General features: G+C 60.2%; 25 protein-coding genes and 1 tRNA gene. 13 read left to right on the top strand and 13 right to left on the bottom strand.

Annotation, left to right across the window (positions count from 1 at the left end; genetic code table 11):
• Positions 1-89: 89 nt before the first annotated feature.
• Together FHX14_RS20075 and FHX14_RS20070 are read left to right on the top strand one after the other, a co-directional pair.
• On the top strand, positions 90-1,310 hold the full coding sequence (locus tag FHX14_RS20075; RefSeq protein ID WP_184378315.1) for an MFS transporter: 1,221 nt from the start codon (positions 90-92) through the stop codon (positions 1,308-1,310).
• A gap of 76 nt (positions 1,311-1,386) precedes the next feature.
• Positions 1,387-1,983 (top strand): DUF922 domain-containing protein, encoded by a 597-nt coding sequence (locus FHX14_RS20070; RefSeq protein ID WP_184378313.1) that lies wholly within the window; start codon positions 1,387-1,389, stop codon positions 1,981-1,983.
• Between the two features lie 22 nt (positions 1,984-2,005).
• Here FHX14_RS20070 and FHX14_RS20065 read toward each other — a convergent pair whose 3' ends face one another.
• A complete protein-coding gene (locus FHX14_RS20065) occupies positions 2,006-2,587 on the bottom strand; it encodes a hypothetical protein (protein ID WP_184378312.1) in 582 nt (193 codons plus the stop codon).
• Between the two features lie 192 nt (positions 2,588-2,779).
• Between FHX14_RS20065 and FHX14_RS20060 the strand changes: the two genes are divergently transcribed.
• The 4 genes from FHX14_RS20060 to FHX14_RS20045 all read left to right on the top strand — a co-directional run bounded on the left by FHX14_RS20060 (position 2,780) and on the right by FHX14_RS20045 (position 4,619).
• Positions 2,780-3,133 carry a DUF1428 family protein gene (locus FHX14_RS20060; protein WP_184378310.1) on the top strand — a complete coding sequence of 118 codons (354 nt, stop codon included), beginning with the start codon at positions 2,780-2,782 and terminating at the stop codon, positions 3,131-3,133.
• Positions 3,134-3,206: 73 nt separating this feature from the next.
• Positions 3,207-3,629, top strand: a complete 423-nt coding sequence (locus FHX14_RS20055) for a secondary thiamine-phosphate synthase enzyme YjbQ (protein ID WP_184378308.1) — start codon at positions 3,207-3,209, stop codon at positions 3,627-3,629.
• A 153-nt stretch (positions 3,630-3,782) separates the two neighbouring features.
• Positions 3,783-4,088, top strand: a complete 306-nt coding sequence (locus FHX14_RS20050) for a hypothetical protein (RefSeq protein ID WP_003593208.1) — start codon at positions 3,783-3,785, stop codon at positions 4,086-4,088.
• A 177-nt stretch (positions 4,089-4,265) separates the two neighbouring features.
• Entirely contained in the window at positions 4,266-4,619 is a 354-nt protein-coding gene (locus FHX14_RS20045; protein ID WP_184378306.1) for a hypothetical protein, read from the top strand.
• Positions 4,620-4,799: 180 nt separating this feature from the next.
• Here the strand turns inward: FHX14_RS20045 and FHX14_RS20040 are convergent, their stop codons facing one another.
• Positions 4,800-5,537 carry an SIMPL domain-containing protein gene (locus FHX14_RS20040; protein WP_184378304.1) on the bottom strand — a complete coding sequence of 246 codons (738 nt, stop codon included), beginning with the start codon at positions 5,535-5,537 and terminating at the stop codon, positions 4,800-4,802.
• 470 nt (positions 5,538-6,007) lie between these two features.
• On the opposite strand from FHX14_RS20040, the gene FHX14_RS20035 reads away from it, so the two are divergent.
• Positions 6,008-6,559: a hypothetical protein gene (locus tag FHX14_RS20035; protein ID WP_184378302.1), complete on the top strand. Its 552-nt coding sequence runs from the start codon at positions 6,008-6,010 to the stop codon at positions 6,557-6,559.
• 63 nt (positions 6,560-6,622) lie between these two features.
• Here FHX14_RS20035 and FHX14_RS20030 read toward each other — a convergent pair whose 3' ends face one another.
• Positions 6,623-6,769: a hypothetical protein gene (locus FHX14_RS20030; protein ID WP_184378300.1), complete on the bottom strand. Its 147-nt coding sequence runs from the start codon at positions 6,767-6,769 to the stop codon at positions 6,623-6,625.
• A gap of 237 nt (positions 6,770-7,006) precedes the next feature.
• Between FHX14_RS20030 and FHX14_RS20025 the strand changes: the two genes are divergently transcribed.
• Entirely contained in the window at positions 7,007-7,201 is a 195-nt protein-coding gene (locus FHX14_RS20025) for a hypothetical protein (RefSeq protein WP_012558430.1), read from the top strand.
• A gap of 125 nt (positions 7,202-7,326) precedes the next feature.
• Here FHX14_RS20025 and FHX14_RS33475 read toward each other — a convergent pair whose 3' ends face one another.
• The 3 genes from FHX14_RS33475 to FHX14_RS20015 all read right to left on the bottom strand — a co-directional run bounded on the left by FHX14_RS33475 (position 7,327) and on the right by FHX14_RS20015 (position 8,936).
• Entirely contained in the window at positions 7,327-7,536 is a 210-nt protein-coding gene (locus tag FHX14_RS33475; protein WP_012558428.1) for a hypothetical protein, read from the bottom strand.
• A 155-nt stretch (positions 7,537-7,691) separates the two neighbouring features.
• Positions 7,692-8,597 carry a DUF4238 domain-containing protein gene (locus FHX14_RS20020; RefSeq protein ID WP_184378298.1) on the bottom strand — a complete coding sequence of 302 codons (906 nt, stop codon included), beginning with the start codon at positions 8,595-8,597 and terminating at the stop codon, positions 7,692-7,694.
• A 263-nt stretch (positions 8,598-8,860) separates the two neighbouring features.
• Positions 8,861-8,936 (bottom strand) — tRNA-Ile (locus FHX14_RS20015).
• Positions 8,937-9,156: 220 nt separating this feature from the next.
• Here FHX14_RS20015 and FHX14_RS20010 point away from each other — a divergent pair.
• Complete coding sequence (locus FHX14_RS20010) at positions 9,157-9,525, top strand: response regulator (protein WP_184378296.1); 369 nt, start codon at positions 9,157-9,159, stop codon at positions 9,523-9,525.
• 119 nt (positions 9,526-9,644) lie between these two features.
• Here FHX14_RS20010 and FHX14_RS20005 read toward each other — a convergent pair whose 3' ends face one another.
• The 3 genes from FHX14_RS20005 to FHX14_RS19995 all read right to left on the bottom strand — a co-directional run bounded on the left by FHX14_RS20005 (position 9,645) and on the right by FHX14_RS19995 (position 11,368).
• Positions 9,645-9,836 (bottom strand): hypothetical protein, encoded by a 192-nt coding sequence (locus FHX14_RS20005; protein ID WP_003593249.1) that lies wholly within the window; start codon positions 9,834-9,836, stop codon positions 9,645-9,647.
• Positions 9,833-10,498 (bottom strand): acyl-homoserine-lactone synthase, encoded by a 666-nt coding sequence (locus FHX14_RS20000; RefSeq protein ID WP_184378294.1) that lies wholly within the window; start codon positions 10,496-10,498, stop codon positions 9,833-9,835. Before FHX14_RS20000 ends, FHX14_RS20005 begins: the two co-directional genes overlap by 4 nt.
• 144 nt (positions 10,499-10,642) lie before the next feature.
• Positions 10,643-11,368, bottom strand: coding sequence for a LuxR family transcriptional regulator (locus FHX14_RS19995; protein ID WP_184378292.1), 726 nt, complete (start codon positions 11,366-11,368; stop codon positions 10,643-10,645).
• 124 nt (positions 11,369-11,492) lie between these two features.
• On the opposite strand from FHX14_RS19995, the gene FHX14_RS19990 reads away from it, so the two are divergent.
• Positions 11,493-11,687 (top strand): hypothetical protein, encoded by a 195-nt coding sequence (locus FHX14_RS19990; protein ID WP_003593254.1) that lies wholly within the window; start codon positions 11,493-11,495, stop codon positions 11,685-11,687.
• Between the two features lie 662 nt (positions 11,688-12,349).
• On the opposite strand, the gene FHX14_RS19985 is transcribed toward FHX14_RS19990, so the two are convergent.
• From FHX14_RS19985 to FHX14_RS19975, 3 genes are all read right to left on the bottom strand, one after another.
• The gene (locus FHX14_RS19985; RefSeq protein ID WP_184378291.1) at positions 12,350-12,646 is read right to left on the bottom strand and encodes a GIY-YIG nuclease family protein; all 297 of its coding nucleotides are present in this window, start codon (positions 12,644-12,646) and stop codon (positions 12,350-12,352) included.
• Positions 12,647-13,020: 374 nt separating this feature from the next.
• Positions 13,021-13,260, bottom strand: a complete 240-nt coding sequence (locus FHX14_RS19980) for a DUF2934 domain-containing protein (protein WP_003593256.1) — start codon at positions 13,258-13,260, stop codon at positions 13,021-13,023.
• A 25-nt stretch (positions 13,261-13,285) separates the two neighbouring features.
• Positions 13,286-13,510: a hypothetical protein gene (locus tag FHX14_RS19975; protein WP_012558422.1), complete on the bottom strand. Its 225-nt coding sequence runs from the start codon at positions 13,508-13,510 to the stop codon at positions 13,286-13,288.
• 361 nt (positions 13,511-13,871) lie between these two features.
• Between FHX14_RS19975 and FHX14_RS19970 the strand changes: the two genes are divergently transcribed.
• Together FHX14_RS19970 and FHX14_RS19965 are read left to right on the top strand one after the other, a co-directional pair.
• Positions 13,872-14,255, top strand: coding sequence for a hypothetical protein (locus FHX14_RS19970; RefSeq protein WP_184378289.1), 384 nt, complete (start codon positions 13,872-13,874; stop codon positions 14,253-14,255).
• A gap of 115 nt (positions 14,256-14,370) precedes the next feature.
• Positions 14,371-14,784 carry a DUF4174 domain-containing protein gene (locus FHX14_RS19965; protein ID WP_184378288.1) on the top strand — a complete coding sequence of 138 codons (414 nt, stop codon included), beginning with the start codon at positions 14,371-14,373 and terminating at the stop codon, positions 14,782-14,784.
• 84 nt (positions 14,785-14,868) lie between these two features.
• On the opposite strand, the gene FHX14_RS19960 is transcribed toward FHX14_RS19965, so the two are convergent.
• Positions 14,869-15,579, bottom strand: coding sequence for a GntR family transcriptional regulator (locus tag FHX14_RS19960; protein WP_184378286.1), 711 nt, complete (start codon positions 15,577-15,579; stop codon positions 14,869-14,871).
• A gap of 269 nt (positions 15,580-15,848) precedes the next feature.
• On the opposite strand from FHX14_RS19960, the gene FHX14_RS19955 reads away from it, so the two are divergent.
• A complete protein-coding gene (locus FHX14_RS19955; RefSeq protein WP_179613732.1) occupies positions 15,849-16,937 on the top strand; it encodes an ABC transporter ATP-binding protein in 1,089 nt (362 codons plus the stop codon).
• Positions 16,938-16,977 lie beyond the last annotated feature (40 nt).

The raw sequence follows: 16,977 nt of genomic DNA, 5'->3' as shown, positions 1-16,977 counted from the left end.
ACAATTGGTCCGTTCGGGCAGAACACCGTTTTGACCTTCCCAAACTCCTGCAAAGGCTGGCGCAGCCGCGCCGGCCGGTGACATCGCAAATGGACATATCCCAAGGCCCGCGGAGCGTTCTTCGCCACCCCGGCTATCTGAACTTCGCTGCCTCCCGCGTCTTTTCCTCGCTTGCCTTCCAGTCCATCGGCATCGCCATGGGCTGGATGATCTATGATCAGACGCACAGCGCCTTTGCGCTCGGCCTCGTCGGCCTCTGCCAGTTCCTGCCGATGGCGGTGCTGACCTTTGTCGTCGGCCATGTCGCCGACCGGTTCGACCGGCGGCGTATCGGCCTCATCTGCCAGCTGATCGAGGCGGTGACGGCGCTGGTGCTGGCGGTTGCCACCTGGCAGCAATGGCTGACGCCTTCAGGCATCCTTGTCGCCGTCACGGTGCTCGGCGCCGTCGTCGCCTTCGAGCGGCCGACCATGGCGGCGCTGCTGCCGAACATCGTGCCGGCTTCGATGCTGCAGAAGGCGGTCGCCACCTCCACCTCGCTGATGCAGACGGCGCTGATCATCGGCCCTTCGCTCGGCGGCTTGCTCTACGGTCTCAATCCTGTGGCGCCCTTCGCCGTGTCGGCGCTGCTCTTTGCCGTTGCAAGCTTCAACGTCATCTCGATCCGCATGCAGTGGGCGCCTTCCAAACGCGAGCCGGTGACGCTTGCCTCGGTCTTTGCCGGCGTCTCCTTCATCCGCAGCCGGCCGGTGATGCTCGGCACGATCTCGCTCGATCTCTTCGCGGTGCTGCTCGGCGGCGCCACGGCACTGTTGCCGATGTTTGCCCGCGATATCCTGCATGCCGGTCCCTGGGAGCTCGGCCTTTTGCGCGCCGCACCGGCGATCGGCGCGCTTGCCATGTCGATCGTGCTGGCCCGCCGGCCGCTCGAGAGCAATGTCGGGCGCAAGATGCTTGCCGCCGTCGCCGTGTTCGGTCTCGCCACCATCGTCTTCTCGCTGTCCACCAACATCACGCTCTCCGTCGCCGCCCTGCTTGTCGTCGGCGCCTCCGATACGGTCAGCGTCGTCGTGCGCAGTTCGCTGGTGCAGCTTCTGACGCCGGATGAGATGCGGGGGCGTGTCAGTGCGGTCAACTCGCTGTTCATCGGCACCTCCAACCAGCTCGGCGAATTCGAATCCGGCATGATGGCGGCAGCCCTCGGGCCGGTCGCCACCGGCATCGTCGGCGGGCTCGGCACTGTTATCGTCGTGCTTCTGTGGATGCGGCTCTTCCCCGATCTTGCCAAGGTCAAGACGCTGCAGGGCTGAAACATGCATGGCGCGTTGAAAGCGGCAGCGGCTGCCGCTAGGGTCCGCGCCAACCATCATTCGGCGGGGTCCGCGCGTGACGAAAACTTTTCTATCCTATGTCCTGGCGGCGATTTTTGCCTTGTCGCCAGCCGCTGCACTGGCCGAATGGCAGGCCGTGGAAGAAGTGCGGCCCTATTCGATATCCGGCAAGACCGGCGCCGAACTCTACGAATCGATCGGGGCGCGGGGGCCTGAAGTCGGCAATGGCCGGGTGATCGCGCATACGACCTTCAAGCTGACCTGGACCCGGAAATACGAAGCGCAAGGCGGCGCCTGCGTCATCACCACCAACAGGCCGAAACTGATCATCACCTATACGCTGCCGAAACCCTCGACAGCGCTGCCGCCGGCCGTCCAGAGAAGTTGGGAGAGCTTCATCGCAGGCGTGCAGGCGCATGAGCGGGTGCATGGCGTGACCATCAAGGAGATGGTTAGGGAAATCGAGACGATGAGCATCGGCCTGACCGTTGCCGACGATCCCGATTGCAAGAAGATCCGCATCGAACTGACCCGACGCCTCGGCGAGATCTCGGCAAAACAGCGTCAGCGTGGCCGCGACTTCGACAAGATCGAAATGGGCGACGGCGGCAATATCCAGCAGCTCATCCTCAAGCTGGTGAATGGGCCGTGATCGTCAGGAATTCAGTGGGCGATTATTGATTCTCAGTGACCGGTTTGACCGCGTGGGCTCTGTCATAGTCCATTATTTGCACGGCCACCGGAAATGGCATCTCGCCTGCGCCTTGATCATAGCGGCTGATTGTCTTGATAAATTGCCCTGAAGTCTTGGATATCCAGATGTCTATTGCCGCGCTCCATTTGTAACGCCGCCAGTGCGCGGAGTAGTGAAAAGCTGGCTCTCCTTCGGTGTGCGAATCCTCGAGTTCTTTGCAGGATGTGAAGATTGGCAGCCCTGAATTTGCATCGAGAGGAGTACGGATGGGGAAACGCCTATCCTCATTCCAAACGCCATTTTCGATTCTGGAATAGAAGATACCGTCTCTCGCCCGCGCCTCCATGTAAGGGATGGGATGACCATCCGCTCTCAACTCAGATATGGTAAAGCTGTAGCGCCCGCTATTGTGCATGTTTTCGTATGCACGGTTGACAGCATAGCAGGACTTATCCTCTCCATCGAGCGCTCGCAAATGCGAAGAGCGACTATCTTCCGCCCCGTGAACGGTTACGGTTTGTATCAGAGTTACACAAAAGACAGATGCAGCAATAACACGCATGAAAAACCGCTAAATGAAATGACGGATGGGACCTGAAGATTGCCACTTATACGTTGTCTTCAGGTTGGCGCAATTTCTTACTTCGCGATTTCGTACGATCCGCCGCGAAAATCCGTGGCCGCCTCATCCCTGGACCTGCCCGGCGGCGCTCCTATTTCTCCCCCCAACGCGAGAATGTGAAGGAGGCGTGTTATGTCCTATGTCGACGGTTTCATCGTGGCGGTGCCGAAGGAGAATATCGAGGCCTATAAGAAATTCTCGACCTTCGCCGGCACGATCTGGAAGGAATATGGGGCGCTCGAATATGTCGAATGTATCGGCGACGACGTGCCCTATGGCGAGCTGACCTCGTTTCCCCGCGCCGTGCAGGCCAAGGAGGACGAGGTGGTGGTGTTTGCCTGGATCGTCTACCGGTCGCGGCAGCAGCGCGACGACGTCAACGCCAAGGTGATGGCCGATCCGAGGCTCAAGGGCGACCAATGGCAGATGCCCATCGATGGCAAGCGGATGATCTATGGCGGCTTCGAGACGCTGATCAAACTCTGAACTCATCAGGCATTGACTTGGCCGTCATGGAGCGCCACCTCGCGGCGATAACATTCCGAGACGGGAGAGCGCCTTGCCCCAGACGATCCTGAGCCTATCCACACGCGGACAGGGCCTTTACGAATTCACCGATCAGGCGGATGCCTTCGTCAGAGCTTCGGGGCGGGAGGAGGGGCTTCTCACCGTCTTCGTGCGCCACACCTCCTGCTCGCTGCTGATCCAGGAAAATGCCGATCCCGACGTGCAAACCGACCTGCTTTCCTTCTTCCGCCGCCTCGTGCCGCCGGCCTCCGATCCGTCGATGGGCTGGGTCGTGCATCGCGCCGAGGGGCCGGACGACATGCCGGCGCATATCAAGGCAGCGCTGACGCAGGTCTCGATCGGCATTCCCGTCGCCCGCGGCCGGCTGATGCTCGGCACCTGGCAGGGCCTCTATCTCTTCGAGCATCGCGACCGGCCGCACCGGCGGGAAATCGTCCTGCATCTCGGATACTGAAAGGATTAATCCTTCTGAATGAAAACTGAATGGCTGGTTCGAACACCATTCAGTTTGCAGCGTTTACTGTCGGGACAATCCCTGAAGGGAGAGCCAGGCATGCCGCGCAACAACGGCATGCATAAAAATAAGACCAATCGACGGAGACGCCCCATGACACATTTTCTCGCCAAGGCCTCGCTTGCCGCATTGCTCGCCCTCTGCGCCGTCCCGGCCACTGTCACCACCGCGGCAGCTGCAGGGCCGCAGACGAATTTCGTCGTCGAGGCGCAATATCATCGCCCGATCCGCGCCTGCTCGCCGATGCATGCCGTGCGCAAGGCACGTGATTTCGGCCTGCGCGATGCCCGCATCACCCGCATGTCGCCGCGCGTCGTCGTCGTTGCTGGCCGCGACCGCCGCGGCTGGGACAGGATTACCTTCGCGAATGTCCGCGGCTGCCCGCTGATCCGGCGCTGAGGACTGCGCCGGCAAGCGCCAACTCGGCGCTTGCCGGCCGCTTTTGCCTTGACTGCGACACTTTCAGCCGTTTCTTCTCTAACCCGTATGAGTGATTCCCGCATGACGCTTCGGCGGAGGGCGGAGTAACAAGGCAGGCGGCTCGGCCGCACCGACTTTGAAACGAAAGGTTTTTCGATGATGCAGTTTTTGGCAAAGGCGGGTCTTGCCGTCATGCTGACCGCCGGCACCCTTGCCGGCACGGTGGCGCCCGCCGCCGCGCAGTTGAATATCATTATCGGCGATCAGGACCGTGACGCGCCGCGGGATTACCGCCGTCCGGCTCCCGGCTACGACCGTCCGGGCTACGATCGCCGGCCGCGCGGCTGCGATCCGCGTCTGGCTGAAGATATGGCCCGCGATTACGGCTTCCGCCGCGCCCGCGTCGTCGACATCACGCCCCGCCGCGTCATCGTCCAGGGCTGGACACGCCGCGGCCCCGGCGAAATGAGCTTCGGCAATGTCCGCGGCTGCCCGGCTCTGCGCCGCTGATAAACTAGAATACCGCCCCGTCTCCCCGATGCGGCGGCCAGAACCGCCTTTGCCAGTCTCCCCGGATCGGCAAGGGCGGTTTTCTTTTTGTAGGATTTTCTGCGCTCGGCAGACCCCTCCCCAACCCCTCCCCACAAGGGACTCTTGTGGGGAGGGGTTTTAGCTGCCGCCGGCGTGATTTTACTGCTCAATCGCAAAAGTCACGGTGACGCTGACACTGTAATTGTTCTCGCCGCTCTGGACGGGAACGGCCGCATCGGCCTCCTTCATCATCGTGGCGCGATAGGCCGGCTGTGGCATCGGGCGAGGCGCATTCTCGTTGATCTCGATGATGCGGCCAAGCTTGACGCCGGCGGCTTCGCTCAGCGTCTTCGCCTTCTTCACCGCCTCGGCGACGGCATTTTTGCGCGCCTCTTCAAGGGCAGCTTGCGGCTTGTCGTTGGTGAACTGGATGTCGCCGCCCTGGTTGATGCCGAGGGTGACGGACTGGTCGATCACCTGGCCGAGCTTGGCGAGATCGCGCAGCCTGATGGTGATGGAATTAATCGTCTGGTAGCCGATCAGCTGCGGCTGCTGCTGCTGACCATCGACCGGCTGCGGGTAGTTGTATTGCGGCTGGATTGAGAAGCCGGAGGTCTGCAGATCGCGCTCGGCAATGCCGCCGTCCTTCAGCGCCTTCAGCACCTCGTTCATCGCCTTGTTGTTCTCATCGAGCGCTTCGCGGGCGGTCTTTGCCTGCTTGACGACGGCAAGATTGACGACGGCCATATCGGGCGCGACGGCCGATTCACCATCCCCCGTCACCGAAATCACCGCCTCACGCGGCTTTGCCTCCTGCGCCAACACCGGCGCTGCGCTGCCGAGCGGCAGGGTGAGAAGGGCAGTCATCAGAAGAGTCTTGGAGAGAATCGGCGCCATGTTTCATTCCCTAGTTGTCGTTTCCCGGATGAACTTTCTGTCGGTTGATTGTGAAGCTATTGCGGCGGAAGAGAAGGGCGAGTGCGTCCGGAGAGAAAAATGTGAAGGTGCGGGTGTGGAACTCGAATCCGGCTCGACGGTGAGTAGCGGAGAGGCTGTGCCGTGGTCGGCCCCCTCTGCCCTGCCGGGCATCTCCCCCACAGGTGGGGAGATTGGCTGGGCGCGCGGGCTTGCCCAAACAATTGACGTCACAGCACGACGAACCGCTAGACGGACGCGAAGGTTTGGCCACTTGCGATCTCCCCACCCGTGGGGGAGATGCCCGGCAGGGCAGAGGGGGGCTGCCACGGCACAGCCCCTCCGTTCCTGCCTCTTCCGACCCACCACCTTCCCAAATCCCCCAAACCTGATAGCAAAGACAGCGGGTTAAGAAACAGGGGCGGGCACGCTGTGCCCGGCAAGGGGGCAGTATGCGCTTCATAACAGTTCTTTCGATCAGCCTCGCCATCGGCCTGGCGGGCTGCTCCCAGGTGGCGGAAAAGGCTGAAAATGCCGCCAACCGCTCCTACACCAGCTATGCGCTGGGCAAACCCTATACGGAGATCGCCAACCTCGGCCAGTCGCCGATGGCGCAGCTTTCCGGCTCCAACGCAAGCTATGGGCCGATGATCGGCTCTACGCCGTTGAAGAACGGCATGACGATTTACCGGCATATGACGCCCGCCGCCAAGACCGAGACCGGCACGAATTTCGTCGGCCTGGTCGGCAGCTCCACGGTGTCGCAGAACAACCGGCTGTCCTATTTCCTGGTGGGCGCCGACGGGATCGTCAAGGATTGGGCGACGGGCTCGGTGCAGGGCAGCGCCAGCGACTGCGTGCAATATATCGGCGGCATCATCAACCGCTGCAACGACATGCGGCAGCTTCAGGCGTCGCTCGCGCTCTATGATGTGAGGGTGGCAACCAAGGCCGGTCAACCCATATCGAGCTGGGGCGAACCGGCAGCGCCCGCAGTGAACTGAGGGCGCGCGCCAGCCAGGATAAGGTCGTTTGCCTTACCTGCGGCCAGCGGACACATTGCAGATTTAAGCGCCGAAATCATCCATGAAAGACGGATGGATCGCCGGCTTGCGCTCTTCGCGTGCGTCGCGAAAACGCTGGGGAACCGCGCCGAGACCGGTTACGAAACGGGTCAGGAGATTGCGGTTGAAAAGTCTATGCAGGGCACTCATGGCAGTTCACTCATTCTTTTTTTTGTTAGCCGGCAGCATATATTTTGCCCAAGCTGCCATCGCAATGGGCAATTTTACATGACAGTTATGCGACAGTGCATGGCTTGGGAGATCACATTGGCGTTATGAGGGCCACCGAAGGGCACTCTCACACCATAAATCCTCGCGAACATACGGGATCGCGTGGTAAATTCTCCGTTCAGGGCCAAGCCAAGGCCCTCCGAAGGAGAAGCTCAGATGAACCGATTTTTCGCATTTATCGCGACCGGAACGCTGATCAGCCTTGCCACGATCACTTCGGCCTGCACGTCATCCGGAAATCTCGATCAGACCTCGTCGATCGGCGGCGGTTATTATCGGGAAGAGCTGCCGCTCAACCCGGCCTGCGGCGGCGGGTTCAGACCCAGCGACGGTCGCTCCTGCAGCTATTAAAGGCCGGCTCGAGCATTGGCAGAAAACAACCAAGCCCGGAACCGAGATAGTCGGTTTTCCGGCTTGGGCCGTGCCGCAATGAACATCACCGCTTTGGACTCCTGCCTGGCGTCCAAGCGTATCACTCAGTGAAGCCCTTGCAGTCTGTTCCGTCGCTCTGCCAGCAGTTCATTTTGAACCAAATTCCTGGCATTGTCCGAAAGACCATTCGGCCCCAGCAGACCAAGTTCGGTAAACCGCGCTTCGATTTCCTTCGGAATGCTATCCGCTTCGTGTTGGCAAAGGCGCACAAGCCACTTCCATTCGTCGCTAGTCATATCCCTGTGCACGACCATGAATTGCTACCCCTCCCGACAACAACGACATCCACTAAAAAGTACCACAACTTCTATCGAAACGCAGGTGGTTTGACGATTGGGCCGATCATTCGCGTATCAATCGGCTCTGAGGGCCTCTCTGAAACTGTTGGGCTATCCGGCGATTCCCGAAGTCAGCTGATCGTTGAGAAAGCGCGCTTGAAATTGTACCTTTGTGGTTCTTGCACGGCTGTGTCGACCTGTAGCTGTGCTATTTGATCTTCTCTCGGCAGCACGATGTAGCGGACTGCGGCCTTACCTTGAAGACCATTTAAGTAATTCATTGCATCGTTCGAAAGATGCAGGGGCGTGGAGAGCGTGCTGCCGCATGCCCCTGTTTGAGCGTTCGCATCGGTGTGCAAATACAGGATGTGACGTGGCGAAATAGGCAGAAATGCATCGCTATCGCGCGCTGAGACCATGAACGCTGCATGTACATTCGTCGCCATCTCAAAATATGAATGCGTTACTATCGGGCTGTCGCCAATGACCGCCGAATCGTCGGGCGCCAGCGCCAAAGCCAGGTGCGCGCGCTCGAGGACATTGGATAAGCTCTCAGCACTGATGAGAAATCCCATCAAGGCCAAATCACGTGACTGATCCGGCTTGTTGGGCGTGCCATACACTCTGAGGTTTCTTGCCGGCTCCGCCGTTTCGAAGGTTCTAGACATTGCTGACCGCATGTCGAACACTCGCCCGGGCACACGGACCCACTGGAGCGCGACAAAGCGAATGATGAGTCGGCGTTCTTCAGGGGTAAGTCCAATCAAACTTGAATTACTGACCACTCTTTCGAAAAGCGGGGCTACAGGATCCTCGAAATTCTCGTTTATAAGCGTTTCTACTTTCGGCAAATTGTCGTCTGCGAATTCTGTTCGCATATCCAGTGAAAATGTGTGGCAGTCCTCAATCCCAAAATCTTTGACTGCGGGGTGAAATATCTTTCCGGAGATTTTGTCCAAGACACTGAGGTTGCGGCCTTGGGTATGTTCCACGAAGCGGCGTAGGAGGCTTTGCGGGATGTAGTGATCTGTTGCCATCAGTTTCGATCCAAAATCTTCAATCACATACGCGGCTGATCGACGAAGACCCATGGTGTCGCGCGCATTTTGTCATCAAGAAGAGTTTTGATTCCTCATGAGTTCACGACTCGGCCTCCAAGCATTCTAAGAGGCATTCATAATGCAGCTTCAGGCTGGATTTAAAAGGCCTTCAAAATTCCGGAACCCAGTGTCAAAATTCCGGTTTTCCGCGTCGGACTACAGTGATTTGCTTGGTTAACCCGTTGAGGTGAATAAAAAGCTGGTGGGCCCGGAGGGACTCGAACCCCCAACCAAGCGGTTATGAGCCGCCGGCTCTAACCATTGAGCTACAGGCCCTTGACGCCGATGGTGGGCGTCTTGGCGCCGGAGACCGGCACCGTGATGCCGGGGCAATGGTTCCCGCAGCATCGGTTCGCTCTAACGCAAATTGCAGGGAGCCACAAGCGCAGAGCGCAAGCATCTGTGGACGATGCATATTTCATCGGTTCCGGCACTGGAACCTTCTCGCGCGGGCGACAATTACAGAGATTGGATTCGATAAAGAGGGCGATCGCAGATGGTGGCGTTGAACAGTGCCGTGGTGCTTATCGTCGAGGATGAGCCGCTGATCCGGTTCAATGTTCTCGATGTGCTTGAAGAGGTCGGCCATGTGGCGCTGGAGGCGGCGAATGCCGACGAGGCGATGGTGGTGCTGAAGGGCAGGCAGGATGTCGATATCCTGTTCACCGACGTCAATATGGCGGGTACGATGGACGGGATCCAGCTTGCCACGCGGGTGAGGGCGATGCGGCCGAATATCGGCATCATCATCACCTCGGGCATGGTGCGGCTCGACCCCATGGCGCTGCCCGCCAACACCGCCTTCCTGCCGAAACCCTATATGCACGACGCGCTGATCTCGACGATCGATTCCCTGATGACGTGACGGCAATCCCCTGATGACATGAAGGGGCGCGCAGCCGCAAAACGGGGACAGGTTTTGCGGCTGCGCGCGAGGCGCCGGGAGACATGCTCGTCTTCAGGCGTGCGGAGGGGGTCGCGCCCTCAGCTGAAGCTGCTCTTCAGCGCCTCGTTCTCGTGGTGAGCCTTCTTCTCGTAGATCGTGAACAGCGCCATCGAGAGGAGATAGGAGAGGAAGGGATCCCCGATCTGCGTGGCGATGTCGCGGGAGGCGAGCACGTGGCGCTCCAAGGCGCCGATATCTTTCTGTATTGCGGTTTCAGCGAGGCGGTTCATGCTGCCATCTCCAGGAATTGCGTCACGACCGAGCGGGCCGGAACATGTCTGATATAAAGGGGTAGGGTCAGGCCGAGGGCGGTGCGCATCTTGCGCAGCACGCGGTCAGACACTTCGAAGGCGCCGCAGCAGACGGGGTGCTTGCCATAGCCGTCTGCGCGGCCGAGTTCTTCCACTTCGGCGCCTGCGCGCTTGTAGACGCGCTTGAGATAGGGCTCGTAGTTGGAAATCATTGTATGGATGCCGTGATCGAGCGCGCATTCGCAAAGCGCAAGCAACATCATCGAAAAGGCGCGGCCGGCGTCGATCTGGGGGAGATCCCTGGCGATCGCCTCTTCGTCGATGCACATGCGCGTGCCCTCCCAGATGCCCGGCGCGATGAGATTGGCGGCATCCGGAAACGTCTCGCGGAAAACGTCGTAGAGAAGGGTCGGGCCGGTCGTCGGCATCAGGCGCATGCCGCCGTAAAGGCGCGTGCGGCTGTCGTTGCACCAGACGAGATAGGCGGGAGCCAGCGCATCGTAGCTGTCGCGTTCGTAAGGGCCGATGACGGGGACGTCCCAGCCGAGCGTATCGGCGAACACCTTCTTGCGCAGGCGAAACATCTGATCGAGTACGGCAGCGTATTTCTGATACTCATGTGCCTGAATGATAACGAACATTTTGCCCTCCAGCGTTTACAAGTTCGTGGAGAGCAGAATGGTTCAGGCGGGCCGGATCGGAAATTCCCTCAGATGGGCCCCCTCAGATGAGGGGATTAGCCCAAAAGTATGACGACCGACGTCACGAGATGCGCCGGCCGAAGACTATGGATTGATGATGCGCAATTGCACGGCCCGCGAGGCGGCGGCCGAGATCGTGGCGCAGCCGAGCTTGAAGCGGGCGGTCTTCAGGTAATCGCGCGTGGTGTGCTCTGATATGCCGAGGATGACCGAGATATCCTTGTAATCCTTGCCGAGTGCCGTCCAGTGCAGGCATTCGATCTCGCGCGGCGACAGGGCCGGCACAGGGTCGTTCTCGCCGTGCAGCTCGTAGACGGCCTTGCGATGGATCAGATGGGCGATCTCGATCCATTCGTTGCGGCAGCGGCGGACAAGCTCGGTCCATTCCTCGGCCGGGATGCGGGCATTCACCGACAGCAGCGCGCGGCGCTGCGCCTTGTCGGCGACGGGAATGGAGTAGCCGTTGCCGCCGATGCCGTGCTTCTGGGCGTCGACCAGCATGGCATAGGCCTCGGGCGTCGGCTCGACCTCGCTCCAGTCGAAAGGCAGCTGGCGCTCGAATCCCTGTTTGACGATCGGATCGACCTTCACATAGCTGTTCAGCAGGTAGCGGGAGACCCAGGCATCCGGATAGGTGGTGCGCACGAAGGGCGAATCGATCTTGCTGGCGATCGTCTGGGCGAGATGGTAGGTGACGAAATCGAGGCCATATTCCGCCTGGAGAATGCGGATGGCAGCATCCACATTGGCCGCCGCCTTGATCTGTTCGAAGGCGGACTCGAACTTATCGCTATAGGTATTCTCGATCATTTCCACTGCCCCAATTCCCTCAATCCTACCGTGAGGACCGTCACAAATACAAGGCACCCCCACATATGCGGGGAATGACAATCCCGGCTCCGCCTGCTAGCGCCTTTCCACGAGGAGACCTCATATGGACAGCAAGCGACCCTTCGAGATTGCCGAATGCCAACAGGCCGCCAAGGGCCTGAAATCCAGCTGGCAGGACATGGCAGGCTCCGAAGCGCTGATCCGCGCACTCGTTGCCGAACGCAACGGCGACACCCCGCTGGCGCTGTTCTGGACCGAGGTCCACAGGGCGCTTAGCGTGGATAATAACGTTTTCTGACACGGCCCGCCCCGGCGGGGCTTTCAGGCTTTTGCCGATATTATAGCACCGACCGGGACATCGGGATCGGCCACGATGAGATGAAATCCGTGTCCCGTTTTCATTCTCAACCGTTTCCGATTTTGCGAAGAAAGTGTCGAGCGGCAATGCTGCGGGGAGGCAAACGGAAAGCCACTACTCCCTGGATTTGTGCCATTATGCTTGATGAATAGTTTCCAATGGCGGCGCTGGTGTCTCGGGAAACGGCTAGACTGTGCCATTGTTGGCGCGCCTCTTCTCTCCACCTCATCCTGAGGTGCCCCGTAGGGGCCTCGAAGGACGAGGTGCCCACCGCTATCTCCTCCGGCAATGGGGGTGGCGCCCATCACCCGCCCCCGTCCTTCGAGGCTCCGGCCTTTGGCCTACGCACCTCAGGATGAGGGCTGATCGTAGTGCCGTGTGGCTGGTGGCTGATCGTTGTGTCGTATAAATCGGGAGCGATTGGTGTGCCGGGCGGCTGGTGGGAGATCGGGTGCCGTGGCATGCTGAACGGCTGAGTGGCACCGCTGAGTCTGGCCGTTGGCTACCGCTCCGCTCTCCGGTGCCACAAGCCGCACCCTCTATCCGACCTCATCCTGAGGTGCCCCGCAGGGGCCTCGAAGGACGGGGTCGGCCACCCGCGATCACTCCACCTCGATCGGCCCGCGCTTCGACAACTCCGGTAAGGCCTCGTAGTCCAGGGCAATCAACGCCTCCTTCTTGCGGCCTGACCAACCCTTGATCTGGCGCTCGCGGGCGATGGCGTCGATGATGCGGTCGTAGGTTTCGGTGAAGACGAGTTCGACGGGAAGGCGCTTGGCGGTGTAGCCGTCATAGGTGCCGGCATTGTGCTCCCAGACACGCGCCTCGATCTCCTGCTTGGTCAGCCCGGTATAATAAGAGCCGTCGCTGCAGCGGAGGATGTAGACGGTGACTTCCATGGCAGGAGGCTAGCATGGGGAGCGAGCGGGCGGCAATTGTGCAGCGCTGGAGCGTTCCAGCCACCCGCCCTCGTGGTTCGAGACGGCCCTGCAAGCCTCCTCACCATGAGGGCTAGTTGTTGTGCCGCGTGGCTGGTGGGCTGAGCGGTGGGCCGTGTTTTGCAATTGGGCTCCGACGTGCCGTTCCACTCTGTGATGAGGCAAGCCGCGCCTTCTCTCCGCCATGAGGGCTAGTTGTTGAGCCCAGCGGCTAGGTTATCGGCGTCACGGCACTCCGCTCTCTGCTGAGCCACAAGCCGCAACCTCCCTCCGCCCTCATCCTGAGGTGCCCCGCAGGGGCCTCGAAGGACGAGGCCGGCCACCCGAGATTGGGATTACCCAACCTTCGTCGAAGGGTTGAGCCAATCCTGGAGCGGCAGTTCCGGCCGCGGCTGTTTCGGGCGAAATTTCACCAGCACCTCGCGGCCGTCGACAGAGGCTTGCGTGCGTTCCAGGGCGTTGCGCTCGGCCACTGCCTGGCGCCAGTGTTCGTCACCGCGCCCGTCGGGGCGACCCTGTTCTTCCCAGATCGCGTAAGCTCTTTTGCTGATCCATTCGTTGCGTCTGTCGCTCATCTATCTATTCCATTCGTGAAAGGTATTATTCGGCAATCCTGTCCTGCGGAACCGGCCCGTCGTTCCGAACCGGCAGGCGCCGCTTGGCAGCCATCAGCAGGTCGAGTTCGATCGAGGAAGGCCCAAAACGGGTGAAAAGGCTTTCGGCCTGCTCGCCGCCGAGGCCATATTTGGAAGCGAATTCATCAAGGCTATACGGGCGGCCGCGCAGGATTCTGCTTCGGCGCTCCGGTTCATGGATTTGCGTCATTGGTGATTACCCCAGACTGTTTTTCGAAGTGTGAGAACAAAACAAATTACAGCGGCAAAAGTTCCGTGAATTTGCAGGGTTTTTTCGCTCCGTCGTGCCATTGCGGGGCGATTTGCAGTCGCTGGCATGGATTTTCAGGAAGGGGCGTGGATGAGAAAATTTCCACTAAAACACGCAAGAAAATCAGCGCGTTATGGAATTGGCTTCCGCAAGGGTGCATAATTGGGCTTTACCCCGGCGCGTTACTCTATAGAATCAATAGTGTTATTCGGTTCGCAGGGGCAGCAAAACCTGCCATTCCCCGCGTTGGCGCGACCGAGACCGGAGGACTTTGGCCTCAACCCATCAAGAGGAGACAGACATGATGAATGCCCTGCCGCCACTTCATGACGGCCACGCGCCGTTTACCCTCCAGCAGCTGTTTCGCGAAGCACTTTACGCCTTCGAGGAATGGGACAGCGAATTGACCGAACCGATCGTTACATACGAAGGACGGGTCATCCCTATCGGCTTCGTTTTCGAAGCCATGCGCGAATGCACCGACATCGTGCCGATGAACATCGTCGGCGCCGTCACTGAGCGGCTGACCAAGCCGTGGGAGGGCGAAGGCCCGCTCGACCAGATGACCTTTTCGACGGCGGCGCGCGTCATGCGCGTGCTGGTGCGCAAGCGCCTGCTTCCCAACGGCACGGTCGATCTCGTCGCCGTTTCGGCCCACGCGGCCGAAGATCAGAACCGCGACTGACAGGATGAGGATCGCGGCCATGGCTGCGATCCTTTTCCGCTTCCTGGCGGAACCTCGCCCATTGCCAGCCGTTTACTGGCATGCCCGCCGCCAGTGCGGGTGAGGAATAAGCACCATGCTGAAATCCATCGTTCATGAAATCATCGGCACGCCGAGGCGTGAGCCGGAACTTCCCCAGTCGCTCGAGCAGTTTCGCGACAGGAAGCGGGTACTGATCATCTTTGCCGATGCCCAGGACGACCGCGCCGTCATCCAGGACGAATGGCTGCGTAACGCGCATATGCGTCTCATCGAGGAAGACGTCGAGGTTTTCATCATCGCCGGCGGCGGCGCTTTCTCGCTGTTCGACGATGGCTCCGACCTCGATGCCGACGATGTCAGAGAGCGGCTGCAGGGCCCGCCATCCGGCGAGTTCGGGCTGATCCTGATTGGGCGCGACGGCACGGTCAAGCTGCGCTCGAATGAGCCGAGGACTGCGGAGGATATCTTCGCGGCCTTCGAGATGCTGCCGAAGCAGACGCCTTGGTAGGGCTTCGGACTGCGCGTGACGCGCGACGGGGCGTGGCGAGGCCGCGCTCCGGCGTCTTCGTATGCCGACGCCTAAAGGGCGTTCCTAAAGCTCGAAGGCTTCCTTGAGGCCGAGGCTCTTGCGTTCGCGCAGGTCGAGATCGGTCTCGATATGGGTGATGTGGTGCAACATCAGTTGGCAGGCGCGGTCGAGCTCGTTATTTTCGATCGCCGTGATGATCTCGCCATGTTCGGAATGGCCGCAGCTCGATGCGGTGGACTGGCCGTAAAGGGCAATGACCAGCGACGAGCGGGCGACCAGTTCTTCCATGAAGCGCTGCATGATCGCATTTCCGGAGATCTCCGCCAGCCTCAGATGAAAATCGCCCGACGCCTTGATTTCGGCGCGCCGCGCCGTCTGGCCGCGCTCACTCATCAGGCGGCCTTCCTCCAGCAGAAGCTGTTTCAGCTGGCTGATGTCACCAGGCGTGATCCGCACTGCTGCCTCCCGCAATATGCCGGGCTCGACCAGGCGGCGGGCGGCAAAGATCTGCCGGGCCTCGTCGGGCGAGGGGTAGGCGACAAAGGCGCCGCGATTCTTCTCGACGCTGACGAGGCCTTCATAGGAGAGTGCCTGCAGGGCCGCGCGGGCAAGCGTGCGGCTGACGCTGAAGAGATTGCCGACATCTTTTTCGGAGAGCTTGGTGCCGGGCGAAAGCCTGCGCTCGACGATTGCTTCGCGAATAGAATCACGGATCAGTTGTGTGCTTGTTTCGGCGGAGTCTTCGGCCTGCATGGCCTTGGCAGCGGATTTCATGAAAATCGATTTCCTGATGATGGGCAAACCATATCCGGCTTCCCGCCAAAAGTTAAACGGAATTTGTGCTCGAAGCGTCGAGCAAATTGTATACGATCATCTGCATAAATTGAGGACGATAGCCTAAATCCTGTGCAGGTGTCGTTTTGCTCATAATTTATCTCGATCGGATGGCTGGCAGTGAAAACCCATGATTCACAATGGGTTGAGAAGTCTTCAGCGAATTGGCACGGCAAGTGCATCGTCTTTTCCAAACAGAGGAAGGCATGATGTCGAAAGCGGCAGAGATCGATATAGTATCCGTTTCGAAGGTCTATGGGGCGACGACCGCGGTACAGGCGATCAGCCTGAAGATTCCGGCCGGCTCCTATTGCTGCTTCCTCGGCCCGTCGGGCTGCGGCAAGACCTCGACGTTGCGCATGATCGCCGGCCATGAGAGCATCTCGTCGGGCGATATCCGGCTCGGGAATACAGTCGTCACCGATTTTCCGCCGGCTCGGCGCGGTACTGCGATGATGTTCCAGTCCTATGCGCTGTTTCCGCATCTCGACCTCATCGACAATGTCGCCTTCAGCCTGAAGATGAAGGGCGTCGACAAGGCGGAGCGGCGGGCCAAGGCGCTCGACATGCTGAAGCTGATGCAGATGGAGCCCTATGCTATCAGGCGCCCGGCCCAGCTTTCCGGTGGCCAGCAGCAGCGCGTGGCGCTGGCGCGCGCGCTGATCACCGATCCGGAGGCGCTGCTGCTCGACGAGCCGCTGTCGGCGCTCGATCCGTTCCTGAAGATCCGCATGCGCGCCGAACTCAAGAAGTTGCAGAAGTCGCTCGGCATCACCTTCGTGCATGTCACCCACAGCCAGGAAGAGGCGATGGCGCTTGCCGATATCATGGTCATCATGAATGACGGCCGGATCGAGCAGGCGGCCGCGCCCCGCGAAGTATTCGAAAAGCCGGCGACCGCTTTCGTCGCCCGCTTCATGGGCGACCACAACGTGCTCACCGGCCGGGTGACCTCAAGCGAAAATGGCGTGATCGTCATGACCGTGCCGGAGGGACAGAGCTTTTCCGTGCGCGGGGCGGGCAGGGAGGTCGGCCAACCGGTCGATATCGGCATCCGCACCGACCGCGTGCGCCTGCAGGTGGCGTCCGAATGGACGCTCGGCTTCAACGCCATCGTCTCCAATGTCGAATATCGCGGCTCTTCGGTGAAGATCACCGTACACGGGGCCGGCAGCGACGACTTCACCGTCATATCAGACGATAGCGATTATTTCGCCGGGCCGGTCGCCGTCGGCGACGCCGTCTCGCTCAGCTGGACGCTCGACGACGCCGTGCTCCTCGGCCGCTCATCCGCATGAATCATTGCCAACCATCCTTCCGCATCAACAAAAAGGGGAA

The organism is Rhizobium sp. BK619 (assembly GCF_014195245.1).
GTDB lineage: Bacteria > Pseudomonadota > Alphaproteobacteria > Rhizobiales > Rhizobiaceae > Rhizobium > Rhizobium acidisoli.
This window is presented reverse-complemented; position numbering and strand designations above follow the sequence as displayed.